A 21021-nucleotide genomic window follows, 5' to 3' on the forward strand; every position below is an offset into this window, starting at 1 on the left:
GGGCGGGCAGGGTTGACATTTGTTCCCCCGCCCCCAGTTTGCGACTAACGGAATTGACAGGGAAGGAAGGTCAAACACATGGCAAATCAGGGCCCTTGGGGCGGCGGCGGTAAAGGCGGCGGAGGTGACGATGATCGCGGAAAGCGCCCGTCGAACCGGCCTTGGGACGATCAGCAGCCTCCGAAGGGCGGGCCGGAACGTCCAGGTCAGCAGGGCGAGCAGATGCCCGAAATCGAAGAGCTGATGAAAAAGGGGCAAGAGCGGCTGCGCGTGCTGATGGGCGGTCGCGGCGGCGGCGGTGACCGGAATGGCGGCGGTGGACGCGGACCCTCCGGACCGGGCGGTCTCGGCTTCAATCGCACCACGGTTTCCATCGTGGCGCTGGTTGCCATCGCTGTCTGGGCCTTCTCGAGCTTTTACCGTGTGCAGACCAACGAAAAGAGCGTTGAATTCCTGTTCGGCCGTGCCGTGGCCGTGGGGTCAGAAGGTCTGAACTTCGCGCCTTGGCCCGTCGTGAAGGCCGAGGTCGTGTCCGTGACCAATGAACGTGTGACCGAGATCGGCACCGGACGTGCCGGGCCGATGGATAGCGGGCTGATGCTGACCAGCGACCAGAATATCGTGGATATGGAATACCAGGTCGTCTGGAACATCGCCGATCCCGAGAAATTCCTGTTCAACCTTGCCGATCCGGCCGACACGATCCGCGCCGTTTCTGAATCGGCGATGCGTGATATTATCGCCCGCAGCGAGCTGGCGCCGATCCTCAACCGCGACCGGGGCTCCATCGCGAGCGACCTCAAGGATGCCGTGCAGCGAACGCTGGACGCCTATCAATCGGGTATCAACGTGGTTCGTGTGAACCTTGACCGGGCCGATCCGCCGCAAGAGGTGATCGACGCGTTCCGCGAAGTGCAGGCCGCGCAGCAAGAGCGTGACCGCCTTGAGAAAGAGGCAGACGCCTATGCCAACCGCGTCCTCGCCGAGGCACGGGGGCAGGCGGCAGCGCTGGTAGAAGAGGCAGAGGGTTATCGTGCCCAGGCCGTGAATACCGCAGAGGGTGAGGCCTCGCGCTTCAACGCGATTTACGAGGAGTATGTCAAGGCGCCGGAAGTGACCCGTCGCCGGATGTATCTGGAAACGATGGAGAAGGTTCTGGGCGGTCTCGACAAGATCATCCTTGATGAAGGTGGCGAAGGCTCGAATGTCGTGCCCTATCTGCCGCTGGATCAATTGCGCCGCTCGGGCGGTGGCAGCAACAGCAACTCGACCGGAGGGACGAACTGATGGCCGCCCGCAAAATAGCTTTATCCGCCCTTGCGGTTCCCGTCGTCATCGTGATCGTCTTCCTGGGTCTCTCTGCAATCTTCATTGTTGACGAACGCGAGAAGGGGCTGGTCCTGCGTCTTGGCCGCGTCGTCGCGGTGAAGGAAGAGCCGGGGATGGGCATCAAGATGCCGTTCGTCGACAATGTGGTCAAATATGACGACCGTATTCTCGGTCTGCCGACCACACCGCTGGAAGTGACGCCGCTGGACGATCGCCGCTTGGTGGTCGATGCTTTCGCGCGCTGGCGCATCACGGATCCGGTCGGCTTTCGTCAGGCTGTCGGCGCAGGCGGTGTCGAGGTGGCCCAGGGTCGGCTGGAGCCGATCGTGAATGCTGCGATCCGCGAGGTTCTGGGTGCCGTACCCTCGACCGATGTGCTGTCCGACGACCGGACCACCCTGATGAACCAGATCCGCGACGAGGCACGGAAAAACTCGTCCGGCCTAGGGGTCGAGATCATCGACGTGCGCCTGACCCGTACCGATCTGCCCGAGCAGAACCTGAACGCCACATATGCCCGGATGCGGGCAGAGCGTGAGCGTGAAGCGGCGGATGAGAAGGCAAGGGGTGGCGAGGCCGCGCAGCGTGTTCGCGCCGCCGCCGACCGGACGGTTGTCGAATTGACTTCCGAGGCACAAAAGCGTGCCGATATCGTTCGCGGTGAAGCCGATGCGGTCCGGAACGCGATCTATGCCGATGCCTTTGGCCGTGACCCTGAATTCTTCGCATTCACCCGTTCCATGACCTCCTATGAGCGCGCGCTTCAGGGCGAAAACAGCCAGATGGTGATCAGTCCGGATGGCGAATTCTTCAGCTACCTGGCCGCGGACGGTTCCAAGACAGCCAATCCGGCGTCAGAGCCGGTGCCTCCCGGAGAGCGCGCCTCGGAAGCTCAAAGCCGGGCTCAGAGCTCGACGGTGGGCGAGGATCAGGACCTGGTCACCCCGGAAGTCACCGATCGCGAGGGCAAACCCTTGGGTGAATCGGCGGGAGTGAAACTGACCCCGGTCCCGGAAAGCCTTGTGACCCCGCCCGAGGAACCCTCGGCCGTGATGCCACCCTCCGGGGAGCAGAGCACGGAGGGCGGGGCAGAAGCGCAAGGGCAAAACCCCGCGGAAGAGGCTGCGCCCGCAGATGACGGAGCTTCGGAAGAAACTCCCCCGGCAGAAGAGGCCGCACCGCCAGCCGAAGAAGATGCTCCGGCGGCGGAAGAGGCGGCACCCCCTGCTGATGAAACCGCACCGGCGGAAGAGCAAAACGGGAACTGAGACAAGGGCGGGCGGAAACATGGTTTTCCGCCCGTCTTGCAATAAAAGTCACGATCAGTTCACTCGCTGCGAGCGTGCTTTATTTGCAACGAGCCGCGAAATCCGTTTCACATCAATCCTGTCCCGGCTGCGATCGATCAGTCGAAATTCAATTGAAATATGAGGACACTCAGCATGAAACCGCTTTCTCCTCGGCATCTTCTCACTGCCTCGGCCTTGGCCGTGAGCCTTGGGCTCGGCTTTGCCGCCGCGCAGCAGACCAAGCCCGATGTTTCGCCCGAAGTCAGTCAGCAGGCACAGGAGGCGGCGAATAACAACGAGCCGCTGACCGCACCGAAAGCCGAACAAACCGCCCCCGGCGTGATGCCGCAAAGTTTTGCCGACCTGGTCGAACAGGTCTCCCCGGCGGTCGTGAACATCACCACCACCGCCGTTGTCTCGCAGCCGACGCGCGGACCGGGACCGGTTTTCCCCGAGGGAAGCCCGTTCGAGGATCTGTTCCGCGATTTCGGATTCCCCGGAGTTCCGGGGCCTGACGGGGCTCCGAACCGGCCGCAGCGGTCGAATGCACTGGGTTCGGGATTCGTGATTTCGGCGGATGGTTATATCGTCACGAATAACCATGTCATCGAAGGTGCCGACGAGATCGAGATAGAGTTCTATTCGGGCAATACGCTGCCGGCCAAGGTGGTGGGGACCGACCCGAAAACCGATGTCGCGCTGCTGAAGGTGGAAAGCAACGACGCGATCCCGTTCGTGAAATTCGGTGATTCCGATTCGGCGCGCGTGGGCGATTGGGTGCTGGCCCTGGGCAATCCGCTCGGACAGGGCTTCTCGGCCAGTTCGGGGATCGTTTCGGCCCGTAACCGCGAGCTGTCGGGCACATATGACGATTACCTGCAAACCGACGCGGCCATCAATCGCGGCAATTCCGGCGGCCCGCTCTTCAATCTCGACGGAGAGGTGATCGGCGTGAATACCGCGATCCTGTCGCCCAATGGCGGATCGATCGGGATCGGTTTCTCGATGACCTCCAACCTCGTGTCGAAGGTGGTCGATCAACTGCGCGAATATGGCGAGACACGCCGCGGCTGGCTGGGCGTCAAGATCCAGGACGTGACCCCCGACATGGCCGAGGCCCTGGGGCTGGAAGCCAAGGGCGGTGCGATGGTGACGGATGTTCCCGATGGTCCGGCCAAGGATGCCGGGATGCAGGCGGGCGATGTCATCACCGGCTTCGATGGCGGCGAGGTCAAGGATATCCGCGAGTTGGTGCAGCGTGTCGCCGATGCCCCGGCCGGTGAGCCGGTCGAGGTGACGGTGCAACGCGATGGCGAACCCGTGACCCTGACCGTGACGCTTGGCCGCCGCGAGGTGGCCGAGGGCACCACCGATGAGCCGCAGGCGACACCGACAGCTCCGGGTGAAGAGGAATTGCTGGGGATGACCATCGCCACGCTGACCCCGGAAATCGCGTCCGAGCTCGATCTGCCCAACGGTATGCAAGGCTTGGTGGTCAAGGATGTCGATCCCGAAGGCGCCGCCGCCGACAAGGGATTGATGGCAGGGGATGTCATCACCGAAGCAGGCCAGCAGGCCGTTACCTCGCTGTCGGACCTGAACGCCCGAATCGAAGAGGCGCGGGAAGCGGGCCGGAAATCGGTTCTGGTCCTGATCCGTCGCGGGGGCGAGCCGCGTTTCGTCGCGCTGCCGATCGATGAGTCCTCCGAATAAGTCCCGTATCTGCCGATGAGACAGAAGGGGCGGGCCAGCCGGTCCGCCTCTTTTCATTGCGCTGGTGATGTCTTATTTCCGGCGCAGCAAAGGAAAGCGAGCAAATGGCCAAAATCACCTATATCGAGCATAACGGCACCCGCCATGAAGTGGACGTCACCCCCGGCATGACCGTGATGGAGGGCGCGCGCGACAACGGAATCCCGGGGATCGATGCCGATTGCGGCGGTGCCTGCGCCTGTTCGACCTGCCATGTCTATGTGGATGCGGAATGGATCGACCGGTTGCCTCCGCGCGATCCGATGGAAGAGGACATGCTGGATTTCGCCTATGAACCCGATCCCGAGCGCTCGCGCCTGACCTGCCAGTTGAAGGTGACAGACGAGCTCGACGGGCTGGTCGTGCAGATGCCCGAGCGTCAGATCTGACGCAAACCGATCTCGCCTCGCAGTCAGATATTGCCCCAGCAAGCGGCCGCTTCTTCTTCATGAAAATATCCTGCTGGGGGTCAGGGGGATGCGAAATCCCCCTGCCATCGCGGGACGCAAATTCACGGCCTCCGCCTGCAGGATGTCAGCCGGTCACCCGGGTCTCGCGGCGATGACGGAGCGTCAGCCATGCCAGCGCCAGCCCCGCAAGCGCCAGGAAGGGCAGCATCGCCAGGTTGACCGCGCTCCATCCGGCCTGCGGCGATCCTCCGAGACAGTTCATCAGCCCTCCCGAAGAGAGCGAGGCGATGAACACACCGGTGAAGACCACGAAATCATTCATGCCCTGCACCCGGCCACGCTCGGCGGGGCTATGGGATCGGGCAAGCATCGCCGTCGCGCCGATGAAGCCGAAATTCCAGCCCAGCCCCAGCAGGATCAATGCGCCGAAGAAATTCGTGAGTTCCACCCCCGCCAGCGCGACACCCCCGGCCAGGGCCAGCAGGATCAGGCCCAGCCCGACGATGCGGGTGGTGCCAAAGCGGTTGATCAACGGCCCGGTGATGAAGCTGGGCGCATACATGGCCAGCACATGCGCGCTGACGATATCGGCGGCGTTATTGGCGGCGAAACCGCAGCCGACCACGGCAAGCGGGGTCGAGGTCATCACCAGGTTCATCAATGCGTAGGATACCATTGCGCAGATCATCGCCACGACGATGGCCGGTTCGCGCAAAAGCTGCGGCAGCGGCCGCCCCTGGTCCTCGCCATCCTGCGCGACGGGGGGCTTGGGAATGTCCAGGAACATGAACAGGGCCAGTCCCAGCAGGTTGACCACGATCACGGCGATATAGCTGCCAAGGAAGGGGATCGCCCCCAGGTCGTTGGTCGTCCGCGCGATGGCCGGGCCGATCACGGCCGCCGCCAATCCCCCCGCCATCACCCAGCTGATCGCGCGGGCCTCGAATTCAGGGGGCGCGGTATCGGTTGCGGCGAAGCGAAAGAATCCCTGCGCCGACATGTAGATTCCCGTCATCAGCCCGCCCGCCATGAACAGCCAGAAACTGCCGAACCACAGCGCGGCGGCAGAAACCGCCGCTCCCAACGCGCCCGCCAGAACCGCCAGCATGAAACCGGCGCGCCGCCCGTGATGCTGCATGAAGCGGGCCAAAGGTCGCGCGGTCAGGGCAGAGCCCAGGATGATCATCGACAGGGGCAGGGTGGCAAGGCAGGCATTGGGCGCGATGGTCTGCCCGGCCAGGCCGCCGAGGATGAAATTGACCGGCATCTGCGCGCCAAGCAGGGCCTGCGCGGCAACCAGCACCACGACATTGCGCCGGGCGCGGGTCATGCTCGCCGCGGTGCTCAACTGCGTGGCAGGGCCGCGGCGGTCCGCGCCCGGTCCTTGATCGCTTGCCAGTTGCCTGCCGCCATGTCGGCATCATTCACGATCCAGCTGCCGCCGACGCAGATGACATTGGGCAGGCCCAGGTAATCGCCCGCATTATTGGGCGAGACGCCGCCCGTCGGGCAGAAACTGATCTTCGGCAGCGGACCGGCCAGCGATTTCAGGGCAGGGGCGCCGCCCGCCGCCTCGGCGGGAAAGAATTTCAGCATGTCGAACCCGGCATCCGCCGCCCGCATCACCTCGGAGGCGGTGACCGCGCCGGGCAGCAGCGGCAGTTCCAATTCGGCGCAGGCCATGATCAGCTTACCCGTGGCGCCCGGAGAGACGGCGAATTCCGCCCCGGCATCCTTGGCGCGTTTCGCGTCGTCCGGGGTCAGCACGGTGCCCGCGCCGACATGTCCGCCCTCGACCGCCGACATCGCCCGGATCGCGTCCAGCGCGGCATCCGAGCGCAGGGTTACCTCCAGCACCGGCAATCCGCCCGTCACCAGTGCTCGTGCCAGATCGGCGGCCTTGCCGGCATCCTTGATGACGATCACCGGCACGACCGGGGCCAACTGGCACAACGCGCGGGTTTTCTGCGATTGGAGTTCTGGGGTCATGGCCTCACCTCACTGGCGGAAATCGCCTGCAAACTGACCCCATTGTTCCGGCAATGCAAGCAACTTGCCGTAACTTGCGGGCGCGACGCTTTTCCGCTGGGGTCGATGGCCTGTCGATGAAGCGGCGATCACATCCTGCCCAGGTGCAGGGCCGTGAAGATGGCCGAATAATGCACCGCCGCCGCCGCAATGACGAAGCTGTGCCAGATCGCGTTCTGGAAACGCAGCTTTTCCCACAGGTGAAAGCTTATCCCGGCGGAATAGATCAGCCCGCCGATGACGACCAGCCACATGGACGCCCCCGGCAGATAGCCCGAGATCGGTCCGATCGCGATCAGCCCGCTCCACCCCATGGCGAGATAGAGCAGCACCGCCAGCCGGTCGCCCCGGCCGGGGAAAACGCATTTCAGCACGATCCCCAGCAATGCGACCGACCATATCCAGGCAAGCAGTGCGGTGATCTGCGGATCATCGATCCCTTGCTGAAGAAGCGGCGTGTAGGTTGCCGCGATCAGGATGAAGATGGCCGAATGATCGAAGCGCCGCATCACCCATTTGAAACGCGAATGCGGCAGCATGTTGTAAGCAAAAGAGATCCCGAGGGCGAGAACCAGCCCCAGGCTGTAGATCCAGACGGCGATCTGCTCGCCCCCGCCGCCCCATAATGTCGCATAGAAGATCAACGCGGTCGCACCGATCAGCGCGAAAGCCACGCCGATGCCGTGAACGATTCCGTCCACCAGCAACTCATAGAAGTCATAGGGTCTGCCAAACTGAAATTGTGAGGTCATTTGCGGCAGGGCCTGTCGTCACGGGAAAGCCTTGCTTATCATGATGCGCGATAACAGCGGATGACGCAACGTGGCCTGCGTGCTTTTCTTGGCTCATCCCCTTGCCAAAGCAGCCCGGAGCGGCTATTTCCCCCTCACTTCTCAGGTAGAGGAGGGCCCTTGCGGGAGACATCCGCAAACGGTCCACCGGTTGGGGCAACCGCCTCGAAACCTCTGCCAAGGCGCAAACCGGAAAGGAAATGGATATGGCGCTTCCCGAATTTTCGCTGCGTCAGCTTTTGGAAGCTGGCGTTCACTACGGTCACCAGACTCAGCGCTGGAATCCGCGCATGGGCGAGTTCATCTATGGTGATCGCAACGGCATTCACATCATCGACCTGACCCAGACCGTGCCGATGCTGGACGCGGCACTGCAGGTCATTCGTGACACCGCTGCCAAGGGCGGCCGCGTGCTGTTCGTGGGCACCAAGCGTCAGGCACAGAAATCGATCGCCGACGCAGCCGAGAAATCGGCGCAGTTCTACATGAACCACCGCTGGCTGGGCGGCACGCTGACCAACTGGAAAACCGTGTCGCAGTCGATCAACCGCCTGAAGGCGATTGACGAGACCATGGCGGGCGGTGCCGAGGGCATGACCAAGAAGGAACGCCTGGGCCTCGAGCGCGAGCAGGCCAAGCTGCAGGCATCCCTGGGCGGTATCCGCGACATGGGCGGTCTGCCGGACCTGCTTTTCGTCATTGACGTGAACAAGGAAGACCTCGCCATCGCCGAGGCGAAGAAGCTGGGGATTCCGGTCGTTGCCGTCGTCGATACGAACTGCTCGCCCGATGGTGTCGACTACATCATTCCCGGCAATGACGATGCGGCGCGCGCGATTGCGCTTTACTGCGATCTGGCCAGCCGTGCGGCTCTGGACGGGATGTCCGCACAGATGGGTGCCGCCGGTGTCGATCTTGGCGCGCTGGCTGAAGCTCCGGAAGAGGCTCTGGAGGGTGGCGAGGCCGAAGCTGCTGCCGAAGAGCAGGCCACGACCGACGCCTGATCCCGCCGGGACAGATTTATCGCAGGTTTACAAAACTGTCGTCAGGCGGGGATATGCCCCGCCTGAGGCGTTGAACAAAGGAGACGTATCATGGCGATCACAGCCGCGATGGTGAAGGAGCTGCGCGAGACGACCGGCGCAGGGATGATGGACGCCAAGAAGGCGCTGACCGAGAACGATGGTGACATGCAGGCCGCTTCCGACTGGCTGCGCACCAAGGGCCTGGCCAAGGCCGCGAAGAAATCGGGCCGTGTCGCCGCCGAGGGCCTGGTCGCGGTTGCCACGCGTGATGGCAAGGGTGTCGCGGTCGAGGTGAACTCGGAAACCGACTTCGTCGCGAAGAACGAAGAATTCCAGGACATGGTTCGCAAGATCGCCAATGCCGCGCTGGATGTGGACGATGTCGAGGCGCTGAAGAACGCCCAGATCGACGGCAAGCCCGTCTCCGAGATTCTGACCGACGCGATCGCCAAGATCGGCGAGAACATGTCGCTGCGCCGGATGACCGTTGTGACTGCTCCTAAAGTCGTGACCTATGTGCATAACTCGGTTGCCGATGGCATGGGCACGATCGGCGTGCTGGTCGGCCTGGAAGGCGGCGATGACGAGATCGGCCGCCAGATCGCCATGCATGTCGCCGCGACCTCGCCCGCCTCGCTTGGGCAGGAAGATCTCGACCCCGCGATGATCGAGCATGAAAAGCAGGTGCTGACCGATCAGGCTCGTGAATCCGGCAAGCCCGAGGCTGTCATCGAGAAGATGATCGTGGGCCGCATGAACAAGTTTTTCGAAGAGGTCACGCTGCTGGGCCAGAAATTCGTCATCAATCCCGACCTCACGGTCGAGGAGGCGGCGAAAGAGGCCGGGGCGCAAATCACCGGGTTTGCCCGTGTCGCCGTGGGCGAAGGCATCGACAAGAAGGAAGAGGATTTCGCAGCCGAGGTCGCCAAAACCTTGGGTGGCAACTGATCTTTCTATCTTTGTCCGAGTGAACGCGACGCCAACCGATCGGGTTGGCGTCGTTTTTTTGGCTTTTTTCTGATCGAGCGCTGGATTTGTGTACCGAAAATGTGCCAATCAGAATTAGCCTTCCGACTCCCTTAATGTGTTTTAACAGGTATGCCCTTCATCATCGCCATCGACGGACCTGCCGCATCAGGTAAGGGCACGATCGCCCGCGCCCTGGCGGATCATTATGGTTTTCATCATCTCGACACGGGATTGCTCTATCGCGCCACCGGGGCGAAAGGCGGCGATCCGATCGAGGCTGCCCGGAACCTCACCCCCGACGATCTGCAGCGCAGCGATCTGCGCAGCGCCGATGCGGGGCAGGCCGCAAGCCGAATTGCCGCCATACCCGAGGTGCGCGCCGCGCTGGTGGATTTCCAGCACCGCTTCGCCGCGCAAGATCCCGGAGCGATTCTCGACGGGCGCGATATCGGCACGGTGATCTGCCCCGATGCGCCGGTCAAACTTTACGTGGTCGCCTCGAACGAGGTTCGGGCACAGCGCCGGGCGGATGAATTGGGGGCGGACCCCGCCGAGATGCTGGCCCAGCTGCACGAGCGCGACCGCCGGGACCGCGAACGGGACACCGCGCCGTTGCGTCCCGCCGATGACGCGTTGATCATCGATACCAGCAATATCTCGATCGATGAGGCGATCGCCGCCGCCATCGCCATTGTCGAGCGGGCGCGCGCCTGACCCTCTTGCGCTGATGCCGCCAATAGGCGACGTTACCTCCCGCGCAAGGAGGAGCGAGCCGCCATGAATATCCAGCCCCGTGCCATCGCCGCCGCCTCGGACGGTGTCTTCATCGACAATCGCTGGCAGCCTTCGGCCAGCGGCGCCACGCTGGAAGTAATCGACCCTGCGAGTGGCGAGGTTTTCACCCGGATCGCCGCCGGGAATGCACAGGATATCGACGCCGCCGTATCCGCTGCCCGAACCGCCCGCGGAGGGGAATGGGGCGGGCTGAGCGCGACGGAGCGCGGGCGTATCCTTGGCCGTGCGGCTGCGCTGATCCTTGAGAATTTTGACGAATTATCCGCGCTGGAGGCCCGCGATACCGGCAAGCCGATGTCGCAGGCCCGTGCCGATATCACCGCGACGGCGCGTTACCTGGAATTCTATGGCGGCGCGGCGGACAAGGTGCATGGCGACATGATCCCCTTTCTGCCGGGGCATTTCGTGACCACCGAATACGTGCCCTTTGGCGTGACCGGCCATATCATCCCGTGGAACTACCCCGCGCAGATGTTCGGGCGCACCATCGCCGCCTCCCTCGCGATGGGCAATGCCTGCGTGCTGAAACCTGCCGAGGATGCCTGCCTGACGCCGCTGCGGCTGGCCGAATTGCTGCGCGATGCCGGGCTGCCGCCGGGGGCATTGAACGTGGTGCCGGGGCGCGGCGATCAGGCCGGGGCGGCGCTGTCCGCACATCGCGGCATCGATTTTCTCAGCTTCACCGGCAGTCCCGAGGTCGGCGCCGCTGTCCAGACATCGGCGGCGGCGCATCATATCGGCTGCACGCTGGAACTGGGCGGCAAGTCGCCGCAGATCGTCTTTGCCGATGCCGATCTGGACCGCGCCATGCCGATCATCATGAAGGCGATCACCCAGAATGCCGGGCAGACCTGTTCCGCCGGGGCGCGGCTGCTGGTCGAGGAAAGCATCGCCGATGTGGTGACCGAGCGCCTGCGCACCGAGTTCTCGGCCCTGACCGCGGGCGCGCCTGAGGATGACCGCGATCTCGGTCCGCTGATCAATCCGGTGCAACTGGCCCGCGTGCGGCGGTTCTGCGAGCAGGCGGATGCGGACGGCATCCCCCTGATTGCCGAGGGGAAACTGGACGCGAGCGTTTCGGGTAGCGGCAACTTCGTCGCTCCCCGCGCTTATGGTCCGGTTCCCCGCGATCACATGCTGGCCCGGCAAGAGGTGTTCGGCCCGGTCCTGTCGCTGATGACATTCCGGGACGAGGCCGATGCCGTGGCGCTGGCCAATGACACTGAATACGGGCTGGTCGCCGGGGTCTGGTCACGCGATGGCAGCCGGGCGATCCGCGTGGCGCGGCAGATCATGGTCGGGCAGGTTTTCGTCAACGCCTATGGCGCGGGCGGCGGGGTCGAACTGCCCTTCGGCGGCATGAAGAAATCCGGACATGGCCGCGAAAAGGGCTTCGACGCGCTGTATGAATTCGCCGCCACAAGGACCATGGTGATCCGGCACGATTGATTAGGGCAACAGGACCGGGGTTCCACCCCGGACCCCGGGATATTTGCATGAAGAAGAAGGGGCGAGCCGGGGCCGGAGGTCAGGATTCGGGAGCGGCGGTGGATCACCCCGCGATGATCTCGAACTTTTCGACATCGACCATGCCGCGATCGGTGATCTTCAGGGCCGGGATTACCGGCAGGGCGAGGAAGGCGAGCTGTAGGAAAGGCTCTTCCAGCGTGACGCCAAGGCCTCGGGCCGCCTCGCGCAGATCGACCAGCCGGTCGCGGACCACCTCGAAGGGATCGAGGCTCATCAGCCCGGCGATGGGCAGGGCAAGCTCGGCAAGGATGCGGCCCTTGTCGGCCACGACGAACCCGCCCTCGATCTCTGACAGCCGGTTCGCAGCCAGCGCCATGTCATCGTAATCCGCGCCTACCACGGCGATATTGTGGTGATCATGGCAGACGGTCGAGGCGATGGCACCGCGCGCGATGCCGAAGCCGCGCACGAATCCGGTGGCGATATTGCCGTTCTGTCCGTGGCGTTCGATCACCGCGATCCGCATCAGGTCGCGCGCCGGGTCGGGGCGCTTGTCACCGTCCTGCGGGGTGATCTCTTCGCGCAGGTGCTCGGTGATGATCTTGCCTTCCATGATCCCGATCACATCGGTCTCGGCCCTGTTGCCGCTGCAGCGGAAATCCTCGGCCCGAACCACCGGGGCCTTGACCGAGGCCCGCCCGACCGGCGGAACATGTCCGCGCGCCGCGAAAGCACCGTCATCGACCACCCGACCCCCGCAAAGCACCAGTTGCGCGTCGCATGCCTCGAGCGAACCCAAAGCCACGATATCGGCCCGCAAGCCCGGCGCGATCAGCCCGCGATCCTTCAGCCCGAAGGCCTCTGCCGCAGAAAGCGAGGCGGCACGATAGGCGGCCAGCGGCGGCGTGCCCAGTTCGATCAGCCGCCGGATCATGTAGTCGAGATGGCCGTGCTCGCCGATATCCAGCGGGTTGCGGTCATCGGTGCACAGGCAGATATAGGCACTGGCCGCCTCGGTCAGGATCGGTTGCAGCGCGTCCAGGTCCTTCGAGACCGAGCCCTCGCGGATCAGCACCCGCATGCCCTTGCGCAGCTTTTCCAGCGCCTCTTCGGCCGTGGTTGCCTCATGCTCGGTACGGATGCCGGCGGCGATATAGGCGTTCAGGTCCCGGCCCGAAAGTTGCGGGCAATGCCCGTCGATATGGCCGCCCTCGAACAGGCGCAGCTTGGCCATGGCCGAGGGTTCGCGATGGATCACGCCGGGATAGTTCATGAACTCGGCCAGCCCGATGCCGGATGGATGGTTCATGACCTCGCGCAGGTCATCGGCCTCGATCCGGGCGCCCGCCGTCTCCATATCGGTCGAGGGCACGCAGGAGGACAGTTGCACCCGCAGGTCCATCAACAGATGCCCGGCGGCCTGCTGGAAATAGCGGATGCCGTCCAGACCGATGACATTGGCGATCTCATGCGGGTCACAGATGGCAGTGGTGACGCCGCGAGGCGTCACACAGCGGTCGAATTCGAATGGCGTGACAAGGCTGCTTTCGACATGCAGATGGGTGTCGATGAAACCCGGCACCAGCGTCAGGCCGGTCACGTCGATCACCTCGCTCGCGTCGTAATCCGCGCCAATGCCCACGATGCGGTCGCCGCAGATCGCCACGTCGCCGGGGATCATCACGCCGGTCACAAGATCGAAGACCTGTCCCCCGCGCAGGACCAGATCGGCGGGCTGGTCTCCACGGGCCTGCGCGATACGCCGTTCCAGATCATCCATGCGGGTCTCCTTGATTGCCATTGCTTACAGAACCTCATCCCCGTGCAGCCGTCCAGATCCGCTTGCCTTCGACATGGGCGCATGATTGCCTGCGGCCAGCAGGGAGGGGATGTGCCATGACATTGACAGCAGAAAATTTCCACAGCCATTTTTCAACCGGCGGCAAGGCGGTGAATGGCTGGTGCGGGATACCCTCGACGGTCACGGCGGAAATCATCGCGCGGGCGGGGTTCGAGATGCTGACGATCGACATGCAGCATGGGCTGGTCGATTATCAGGTTATGCTGGCCATGCTGCAGGCGATGTCGGCCAGCGCGGCGCCGAAATTCGTCCGGATCCCGTGGAACGAGCCGGGCATCGCGATGAAATGCCTCGACGCGGGGGCAAGCGGCATCATCTGCCCGATGATCAACACGGCCGAGGACGCGCGCCGCCTAGTCGCCGTCACCCGCTATGCGCCGCTTGGCGCGCGCAGCTATGGGCCGGTGCGGGCAGGGGCGTTGTGGTCCGATTATGTCGGGCGATCCGGAGAACTGGTGCAGGTCTTCGCGATGATCGAGACCGCCGAGGCGCTGGCCAATCGCGACGCGATCATGGCGGTCGAAGGGCTGACGGGCATCTATATCGGCCCGGCGGATCTGGGCCTGTCGCTTGGTCATACCCCGACACTCAGCCCCGAAGCGCCCGAGGTGCATGAGGCGATTGACGCCATCCTCGCCTCGGCCCGAAAGGCGGGGCTGCTGGCCGGAATCCATTGCGGCTCGGGAGAGATGATCCGGCAGATGCATCAGCGCGGCTTCGACTTTGCCTCGCTCTCGACCGATACGGGGATCTTCACCCAAGCCATCGGTGCGGCGCTGGCGGATGCGCGGGGGTAACAGCGAAGCCGCGGGCTGCTTCTTCTTCAGGAAAATATCCCACGGGGGTGCCGGGGGGTGTGAAACCCCCCGGCCATCGCGGGACGCAATCACGGCTTGCCTGTCAGGGCGTCCAGCGCAGGAAATTGGCGATCAGGCGCAGCCCGACCTGTTGGGACTTCTCGGGGTGGAACTGGGTGCCGACGATATTGTCGCGCCCGACCACCGCTGTCACCGGCCCGCCGTAATCGACATGGGCGAGCAGATGCGCGGGATCGGCGACGCGGAACTGCCAGCCATGGACGAAATAGGCATGATCGCCGGTCGCGATGCCCTCCAGCACCGGGTGAGGCCGGTCGATCACCAGGTCGTTCCAGCCCATATGCGGCACTTTCAGGCCCGGCGCGTCGATGGCCTGGATCTCGCCGCCGATCCAGTCCAGCCCGGCGGTCTCACGATATTCATGCCCCGTGGTGGCTAGCATCTGCATGCCGACGCAGATCCCCATGAAGGGCGCGCCGCGCGTCAGCACCGCCTCGCGGATCGCCTCGGCCATGCCGTCCACCTCGCCCAATGCCTCGCGGCAGGCGGGGAAGGCGCCGTCTCCAGGCAGCACGATGCGGTCGGCACTTGCGGCGGTCTCGGGGTCCGAGGTCACGATCACCTCGGCCCCGGCCTCGCGCCCCATCAACTGGAACGCCTTGGCCGCCGAATGCAGGTTGCCGCTGTCATAGTCGATCAGCGCGACGCGCATCACAACGCGCCCTTGGTCGAAGGCAGCACGCCGGACATGCGCGGATCGGGCTCGACCGCTTCGCGCAGGGCGCGGGCGGCGGCCTTGAAGGCGGCCTCGGCGATGTGGTGGCTGTTCAGCCCATGCAACCGGTCGATATGCAGGGTGATGCCGCCATGCGTGGACAGCGCCTGGAAAAACTCCCGCACCAGTTCGCAGTCGAAGCTGCCGATCTTCTGGCTCGGGAACTCGACATTCCAGACGAGGTATGACCGCCCCGACAGGTCCAGAGCCGCGCGGACCAGCGTGTCATCCATCGCCAGGTGAAAGCTGCCATAGCGGCGGATGCCCTTCTTGTCGCCAAGCGCCTTCACCAGCGCTTGCCCGATGGCGATGCCGGTATCCTCGACCGTGTGGTGATCGTCGATATGCAGATCTCCATTGGCGGTGACACTCAGGTCGATCAGCGAATGCCGCGAGAGCTGGTCCAGCATGTGATCGAAGAATCCCACGCCGGTATGATTTTCATACTGGCCGGTTCCGTCGAGATTCAGCTCCACCTCGATCTGTGTCTCGGCGGTCTTGCGGGTGATCTTGGCCTTGCGCATGGGATATCCTTCTCATTGCATGGCGCTTATAGGACGGAGAGGCCGATCAGCCAAGATGCACCTGACCCTCGGGATAGCGGACACGGGGCGTGATGCGGGTGGCGAGGAAGAATCCAAGCGTCAGCGGCCCGACCCGGCCCAGGAACATCACCAGCATGATGATACCGCGTCCGAACCCGTTCAACTCGCTCGTATAGCCGCGCGACAGGCCGGTGGTGCCGAAGGCCGAGGCGACCTCGAAGCTGATATCGAGGAAATGGCCGTCATGGGTGACGGTCATCAGGAAAACCGCCGTGAAGACCAGCACGGCGGCGATGGCGATCAGCGCCATGACCTTGAGCACCTCGTCCAGCCCGATCGACCGGCCAAAGGCCCAGATCTCGGTCCGGCGGCGAAAAAAGGCCAGCGTGGCCAGCAGCATGACGACCACCGTTGTCACCTTGATGCCGCCCGCCGTTGAAGTCGGCCCGCCACCGATCACCATCAGCGCCATGTAAAGCAACGACGTGGAATCGTGCAGTCCGCCGATATCGGTGGTGTTGAAACCCGCCGTCCGCGTCGTCACGCCCTGGAACCAGGCCAGTGTCAGGCGCGAGGCGGCACTGTCATAGGCGCCGAGCGTGCGGGGGTTGTTCCATTCGAGAAAGGCGGTCAGCCCGACCCCGATCACTACCAGCGCCGCGGTGCCTACCAGCATCAGCCGTGTATGCAGCGACCAGCCCTGCCAGAAGCGTTGCCGGAAGACATCCGAGATGACCAGATAGCCGATGCCTCCGGTGATGAAGAGCAGGGGAATCACGCTGTTGATGATGGGGTCGGTGGCGTATTCCGTCAGCCCCGACGAAAAGGTCGAGAAGCCGGCATTGTTGAAGGCCGAGACCGAGTGAAAGATCGCGTGCCACAATCCCGGCCCCAGCCCGGTGCGGGGCATGAAGGCCAGGCACAGCAGCATCGCACCCGCGATCTCGGCCATCAGCACGACGCGGACGATCGTCTTCACCAGTTTCATCAACCGGACATAGGAGGTCTGGTTGAGATCCTCGCGCAGGTAGGTGTGATGGGTGATGCCAAGCGGCAGCCCCAGCGCCGACAGGACCAGAACGGCGAAAGTCATCAGCCCCAGCCCGCCCAACTGGATCAGCAGCGCCACCAGAAGCTGGCCCCAGAAGGTCAGCGTCAGTTCCGTGTCGATGACGGCGAGCCCGGTCACGGTCACCGCCGAGGTCGAGGTAAAGAGCGCGTCGCTGAGGCTGATCGCCTCTCGTGTCATGAAGGGCAGTTTCAGCGCCAGCCCTCCGAGCAGGATTAGCACCATATACAGCGTGGCCAGCACCGCGGGCGGCGGGGTGTGTTCAAGCCATCGCCGCAGGGCGGTCGAAAGGGGGTGTTTCACAGCCGGTCGCCGAATTGCGTCAGTTCGACCCGCTTGCCCAGAAGGAGCAGCCGGTCATTGGTCAGCAGGACCGGATCGCGTTCGCGCAGGTCGATATATTCGGTGCCGCGCATCATCCCCAGCCTGGTGATGCCGGCGTCAAAAGGCAGGTCGGACAGTTTCTTGCCCTTCAGCCGTTCGGGGATCAGCAGGTTGACCACGGAAAACCCGTTGCCGAGGCTGACATAATCCTGCACCGCCGGGTTGTTCAACATTTGCGCGGCATGTCGGCCCATCTCGAGCCCCGGCAGGACGACCCGGTCGGCGCCGATCTTCGAGAGGATGCGGTGATGGGTGCGGCTCTCGGCCTTGGCCCAGATCGTTTCGATCCCGATCAGTCGCAGGTTCATCGCCGCGATGACGCTGCTTTCCAGGTCGTTGCCGATCGACACCATCCCGACGTCGTAGCGATCTACCCCGGCCTCGCGCAGTGCGCCTTCGTCCGTGGCGTCGAGAATGACGGCGTTGGAGAGCTGATCGGCTAGTGCCGCGACACGTTTCTGACTTCTGTCGATGCCCAGCACACGATTACCGAATCGTGCCAGTTCCGTTGCGACCACGCTGCCGAAAGCACCAAGGCCGACGACGACGAAACTTCGTTTTTCCTTGCCCATCGGGCCTCCGGCAGATTGCCAAATGCCGCCGATTTTGCACCTGCGGCATTGCGGAGGTCAAGCATGAGTGGGCGATCAGTCGCTTGTGGTCGCTAACCTGTCGTAAATGTAGCGCTTTTTGCAGCCGCCCGGTCATTGTGATACGAATGTGAACATGAGTGAGTGTTGCGTGCGGTTTTCCCCCGCGTGAGGGCGCCGAACCGACCCGACCGAAATCGAAACGAAAAACGGAGCGAGAAAGGGACGCATGTCAGATCAAACACCCAACCCGCCAGGCAAGGACCCCCGCAAGGGGCACAAGGGCCGACCTGGCGATGAACAGCGCGAGCGCGAAGCCCTGAGAGGCCGCTTCGAGCCGGAACCTCCAGAAACCGGCGAAGAGGCGCTGCCCACGCCGGAAGGTCCGACCGAGATCATCGAAACCGAGTTCGAGGTCGGACAGGACAATATCGAGGGAAAGGCGCCGTTTCCCTTTGACATTCACAATCCGGTATTCGCCATTTCGGCGGGCGCCGTGGTTCTGTTTACCGCCGTCACCATCATTCTGCAGATCATGACGGCGGTGCCGGATATCGACGGCGTCGCTCAGGCGAGCGGCATCCAGACGGCCTTCGAGGGGCTTCGCGGCTGGGTCACCTCGACCTTCGACTGGTTCTTCCTCCTGGCCGGCAACATCTTCGTGCTGCTTTGCCTAGCGCTGATCGTCTCGCCCCTGGGCAAGGTGCGCCTGGGCGGTCCCGAAGCGACGCCGGACTTTTCGATGACCGGCTGGTTCGCGATGCTGTTTGCCGCCGGTATGGGCATCGGGTTGATGTTCTATGGGGTCAGCGAACCTCTGGGGCATTTCCAGGCAGCATTCAGTGGTACGGTCGTCGAGGACGGCGTGCGGACCGATTGGGCGCCCCTGAACGGTGCCGAGGGCGACGAGGCCGCGGCAAGGCGTCTTGGCATGGCCGCGACGATCTTCCACTGGGGGCTGCACCCTTGGGCAATCTATGCGGTGGTGGCACTGTCGCTGGCACTGTTCGCCTATAACAAGGGGCTGCCGCTGACGCTGCGTTCGGTCTTTTATCCGCTGCTGGGCGAGCGCGTCTGGGGCTGGCCCGGGCATGTCATCGACGTGATGGCCGTGCTGGCGACCCTGTTCGGCCTTGCGACCTCGCTGGGCATCGGGGCCGAGCAGGCGACGGCTGGTTTCAACTTCCTGGGCCTGTTCGGAGCGAGCTCGACCACGAAGGTGGTGCTGATCGTGCTGATCACCGCGGTTGCGTTGATGTCGGTGGTTCTTGGCGTCGAGAAAGGCGTGAAGCGCCTGTCCGAGCTGAACATGGGCCTTGCGGTCCTGTTGCTGTTCTTCATCATCGCTGTCGGACCGACGATGAACATCATCACCGGTTTCTTCGGCAATCTTGGCGCTTACGCGAAAGAGGTCCTGCCGCTGTCGAACCCGTTCGGGCGCGACGACGACAACTTCCGCCAGGGTTGGACGGCCTTCTACTGGGCCTGGTGGATCAGCTGGTCACCCTTTGTCGGCATGTTCATCGCCCGCGTTTCGCGGGGCCGCACGGTGCGGGAATTCCTGATCGCCGTGCTGATCGTGCCGATGCTGATCTCGGTTCTGTGGATGACGGCGCTTGGCGGCACCGCGATCTCGATGACCGCAGAGGGTATCGACACGATCGGAAGCGCGGCCTTGGAACTCAAGCTGTTCGAAATGCTGACACATCTGCCCTGGACCACGATCACGAGCACGGTGGGCATCATCCTGGTCATCGTCTTCTTCGTGACCTCGTCCGATTCCGGTTCGCTGGTGATCGACACGATCTCGGCAGGCGGCAAGGTCAATGCGCCGGTGCCGCAGCGGATCTTCTGGTGCACGATCGAGGGCCTGGTGGCCATCGCCCTGCTGCTGGGCGGCGGCCTGGCCGCGCTGCAGGCCATGGCCGTCTCGACCGGGCTGCCCTTTACGCTGGTGCTGCTCGGGGCAAGCTGGGCCATGGTCAAAGGATTGATCGCGGAGCGGCGAGAACTCGCCTGAGTTTGCCGCGATAGTCATCGGAACGGGCGGGAAAATTCCCGCCCGTTCTTGTTTTATTGTCCCATGGGTGCCAAAACCGGGAATATAGATTCCGAAGGACCGCCACGATGAGCGAAATTGCCGCCAGTGAACGCCGTCTCAGTGCCGCACTCGATCGCATCGACCAGATCCTGGAAACGGGCCGCCCCCGATCTGCGCCGGCGGATGGCGCGGACGATCCGGGCCTGAGGGATGCGCTGGAAGCGGCGCAGAGCGAAAATACCCGCCTGAAGGCCGAGATCGCCGAATTGCGAAAAGGCAATGGCGCCCCGGCCGAACCCGCCCCGGGAGATGGCGAGGATCGCCTGGTCGAGGCCAGTGAACAGGCGGCGCGGCTGGCAGCGGCGAATGACGAGCTGGCGGCATCGAACCGGGCGTTGATCGAGACCGCCGCGGCACAGGCCGACGGGGATTCCGTCACCGCCATTCGCGAGGCGCTGGAGGCCGAGATCGAGGCCCTGCGTGCCGCGCGTGCCGCGGAGATTTCGAATCTCGGCGATATCATCATCGAACTCGAACGCCTTCTGCCCGAAGCGGATCACGGTGCCGCGCCCGTGCCGGAGATGGCTGGCGACGATGCGGGCGTGCCCGAAGATGGCGGAGATACGGAAGACCGGGACAGGCAGGGGCTCTTCTCCGGCGTTTACGAGGATGCGCCCGAGGACGAGACCGGGGTGGAGGACAAGTAATGGCGGAAGTCGAATTCACCATTGGCCACAAGGAATACAGCCTTGGAACCCAGGATGGCGAGGAAAAGCAGCTGCAACGCGCTGCCGAGATCCTGGATGGCGAGGCGCGGCAGATCATCGAGCAGGCGGGACGGATGCCCGAGCCGCGCCTGCTGCTGCTGGCCGGGCTGATGCTGGCAGATCGTTTCGCGTCGATGGAGGCACGGGCCGAGAAGGCCGAGCGGCTTGCCAACCGCCTGCAATCCAACCCGACCCGGGTCGAGGTGCCGGTGATCCCGTCCGACCTGAAAGAGGCGATGGCCGAGCTGGCCGCCCGCGCCGAATCGCTGGCCGAGCGGCTGGAAGATCAGCAGAACGGTTGAGCTGCGTTCTT

General features: G+C 63.9%; 19 protein-coding genes and 1 pseudogene. 12 read left to right on the forward strand and 8 right to left on the reverse strand.

What is annotated here, in order from left to right:
- The first annotated feature begins 78 nt into the window (after positions 1-78).
- The 4 genes and pseudogenes from hflK to JHX88_RS04735 all read left to right on the forward strand — a co-directional run bounded on the left by hflK (position 79) and on the right by JHX88_RS04735 (position 4759).
- On the forward strand, positions 79-1287 hold the full coding sequence (hflK, locus tag JHX88_RS04720) for an FtsH protease activity modulator HflK (RefSeq protein ID WP_076525702.1): 1209 nt from the start codon (positions 79-81) through the stop codon (positions 1285-1287).
- A pseudogene (hflC, locus tag JHX88_RS04725) lies at positions 1287-2360 on the forward strand (protease modulator HflC); the annotation flags it as partial. The gene hflK and the pseudogene hflC, both read left to right, overlap by 1 nt.
- A 411-nt stretch (positions 2361-2771) precedes the next feature.
- Positions 2772-4331: a DegQ family serine endoprotease gene (locus JHX88_RS04730; RefSeq protein ID WP_076525704.1), complete on the forward strand. Its 1560-nt coding sequence runs from the start codon at positions 2772-2774 to the stop codon at positions 4329-4331.
- A gap of 104 nt (positions 4332-4435) precedes the next feature.
- A complete protein-coding gene (locus tag JHX88_RS04735) occupies positions 4436-4759 on the forward strand; it encodes a 2Fe-2S iron-sulfur cluster-binding protein (RefSeq protein WP_076525706.1) in 324 nt (107 codons plus the stop codon).
- 145 nt (positions 4760-4904) lie between these two features.
- Here JHX88_RS04735 and JHX88_RS04740 read toward each other — a convergent pair whose 3' ends face one another.
- From JHX88_RS04740 to trhA, 3 genes are all read right to left on the reverse strand, one after another.
- Positions 4905-6110: an MFS transporter gene (locus tag JHX88_RS04740; protein WP_076525708.1), complete on the reverse strand. Its 1206-nt coding sequence runs from the start codon at positions 6108-6110 to the stop codon at positions 4905-4907.
- A 14-nt stretch (positions 6111-6124) separates the two neighbouring features.
- Positions 6125-6769, reverse strand: a complete 645-nt coding sequence (gene eda / locus JHX88_RS04745; RefSeq protein WP_076525710.1) for a bifunctional 4-hydroxy-2-oxoglutarate aldolase/2-dehydro-3-deoxy-phosphogluconate aldolase — start codon at positions 6767-6769, stop codon at positions 6125-6127.
- Between the two features lie 128 nt (positions 6770-6897).
- Positions 6898-7560: a PAQR family membrane homeostasis protein TrhA gene (trhA, locus tag JHX88_RS04750; RefSeq protein WP_076525712.1), complete on the reverse strand. Its 663-nt coding sequence runs from the start codon at positions 7558-7560 to the stop codon at positions 6898-6900.
- 245 nt (positions 7561-7805) lie between these two features.
- On the opposite strand from trhA, the gene rpsB reads away from it, so the two are divergent.
- The 4 genes from rpsB (at position 7806) to JHX88_RS04770 (ending at position 11837) form a co-directional block, all read left to right on the forward strand.
- On the forward strand, positions 7806-8603 hold the full coding sequence (gene rpsB / locus JHX88_RS04755) for a 30S ribosomal protein S2 (protein WP_076525910.1): 798 nt from the start codon (positions 7806-7808) through the stop codon (positions 8601-8603).
- Between the two features lie 90 nt (positions 8604-8693).
- Entirely contained in the window at positions 8694-9572 is an 879-nt protein-coding gene (gene tsf, locus JHX88_RS04760) for a translation elongation factor Ts (protein ID WP_076525714.1), read from the forward strand.
- A gap of 150 nt (positions 9573-9722) precedes the next feature.
- Positions 9723-10307 (forward strand): (d)CMP kinase, encoded by a 585-nt coding sequence (locus tag JHX88_RS04765; protein WP_076525716.1) that lies wholly within the window; start codon positions 9723-9725, stop codon positions 10305-10307.
- A 63-nt stretch (positions 10308-10370) separates the two neighbouring features.
- Positions 10371-11837 (forward strand): aldehyde dehydrogenase family protein, encoded by a 1467-nt coding sequence (locus tag JHX88_RS04770; protein WP_076525718.1) that lies wholly within the window; start codon positions 10371-10373, stop codon positions 11835-11837.
- A gap of 103 nt (positions 11838-11940) precedes the next feature.
- On the opposite strand, the gene ade is transcribed toward JHX88_RS04770, so the two are convergent.
- Positions 11941-13638 (reverse strand): adenine deaminase, encoded by a 1698-nt coding sequence (ade, locus tag JHX88_RS04775; protein WP_076525912.1) that lies wholly within the window; start codon positions 13636-13638, stop codon positions 11941-11943.
- Positions 13639-13754: 116 nt separating this feature from the next.
- Between ade and JHX88_RS04780 the strand changes: the two genes are divergently transcribed.
- Positions 13755-14516 carry an HpcH/HpaI aldolase family protein gene (locus JHX88_RS04780; RefSeq protein ID WP_076525720.1) on the forward strand — a complete coding sequence of 254 codons (762 nt, stop codon included), beginning with the start codon at positions 13755-13757 and terminating at the stop codon, positions 14514-14516.
- Between the two features lie 103 nt (positions 14517-14619).
- Here the strand turns inward: JHX88_RS04780 and hisH are convergent, their stop codons facing one another.
- From hisH to JHX88_RS04800, 4 genes are read right to left on the reverse strand one after another with little or no spacing between them, the layout of a single operon-like run.
- Complete coding sequence (gene hisH / locus JHX88_RS04785) at positions 14620-15249, reverse strand: imidazole glycerol phosphate synthase subunit HisH (RefSeq protein WP_076525722.1); 630 nt, start codon at positions 15247-15249, stop codon at positions 14620-14622.
- Positions 15249-15836 (reverse strand): imidazoleglycerol-phosphate dehydratase HisB, encoded by a 588-nt coding sequence (gene hisB, locus JHX88_RS04790; protein ID WP_076525724.1) that lies wholly within the window; start codon positions 15834-15836, stop codon positions 15249-15251. Before hisB ends, hisH begins: the two co-directional genes overlap by 1 nt.
- Before the next feature lie 46 nt (positions 15837-15882).
- Positions 15883-17229 carry a TrkH family potassium uptake protein gene (locus JHX88_RS04795; protein WP_419182358.1) on the reverse strand — a complete coding sequence of 449 codons (1347 nt, stop codon included), beginning with the start codon at positions 17227-17229 and terminating at the stop codon, positions 15883-15885.
- The gene (locus JHX88_RS04800) at positions 17226-17882 is read right to left on the reverse strand and encodes a potassium channel family protein (RefSeq protein WP_076525726.1); all 657 of its coding nucleotides are present in this window, start codon (positions 17880-17882) and stop codon (positions 17226-17228) included. Before JHX88_RS04800 ends, JHX88_RS04795 begins: the two co-directional genes overlap by 4 nt.
- A gap of 247 nt (positions 17883-18129) precedes the next feature.
- Between JHX88_RS04800 and JHX88_RS04805 the strand changes: the two genes are divergently transcribed.
- From JHX88_RS04805 to zapA, 3 genes are all read left to right on the forward strand, one after another.
- The gene (locus tag JHX88_RS04805; protein WP_084203102.1) at positions 18130-19920 is read left to right on the forward strand and encodes a BCCT family transporter; all 1791 of its coding nucleotides are present in this window, start codon (positions 18130-18132) and stop codon (positions 19918-19920) included.
- 107 nt (positions 19921-20027) lie between these two features.
- Positions 20028-20648: a hypothetical protein gene (locus tag JHX88_RS04810; protein ID WP_076525728.1), complete on the forward strand. Its 621-nt coding sequence runs from the start codon at positions 20028-20030 to the stop codon at positions 20646-20648.
- Entirely contained in the window at positions 20648-21010 is a 363-nt protein-coding gene (gene zapA, locus JHX88_RS04815) for a cell division protein ZapA (RefSeq protein WP_076525730.1), read from the forward strand. Before JHX88_RS04810 ends, zapA begins: the two co-directional genes overlap by 1 nt.
- The last annotated feature ends 11 nt before the right edge of the window (positions 21011-21021 follow it).

It is taken from the genome of Paracoccus saliphilus, from assembly GCF_028553805.1.
In the GTDB taxonomy this organism is placed as follows: domain Bacteria; phylum Pseudomonadota; class Alphaproteobacteria; order Rhodobacterales; family Rhodobacteraceae; genus Paracoccus; species Paracoccus saliphilus.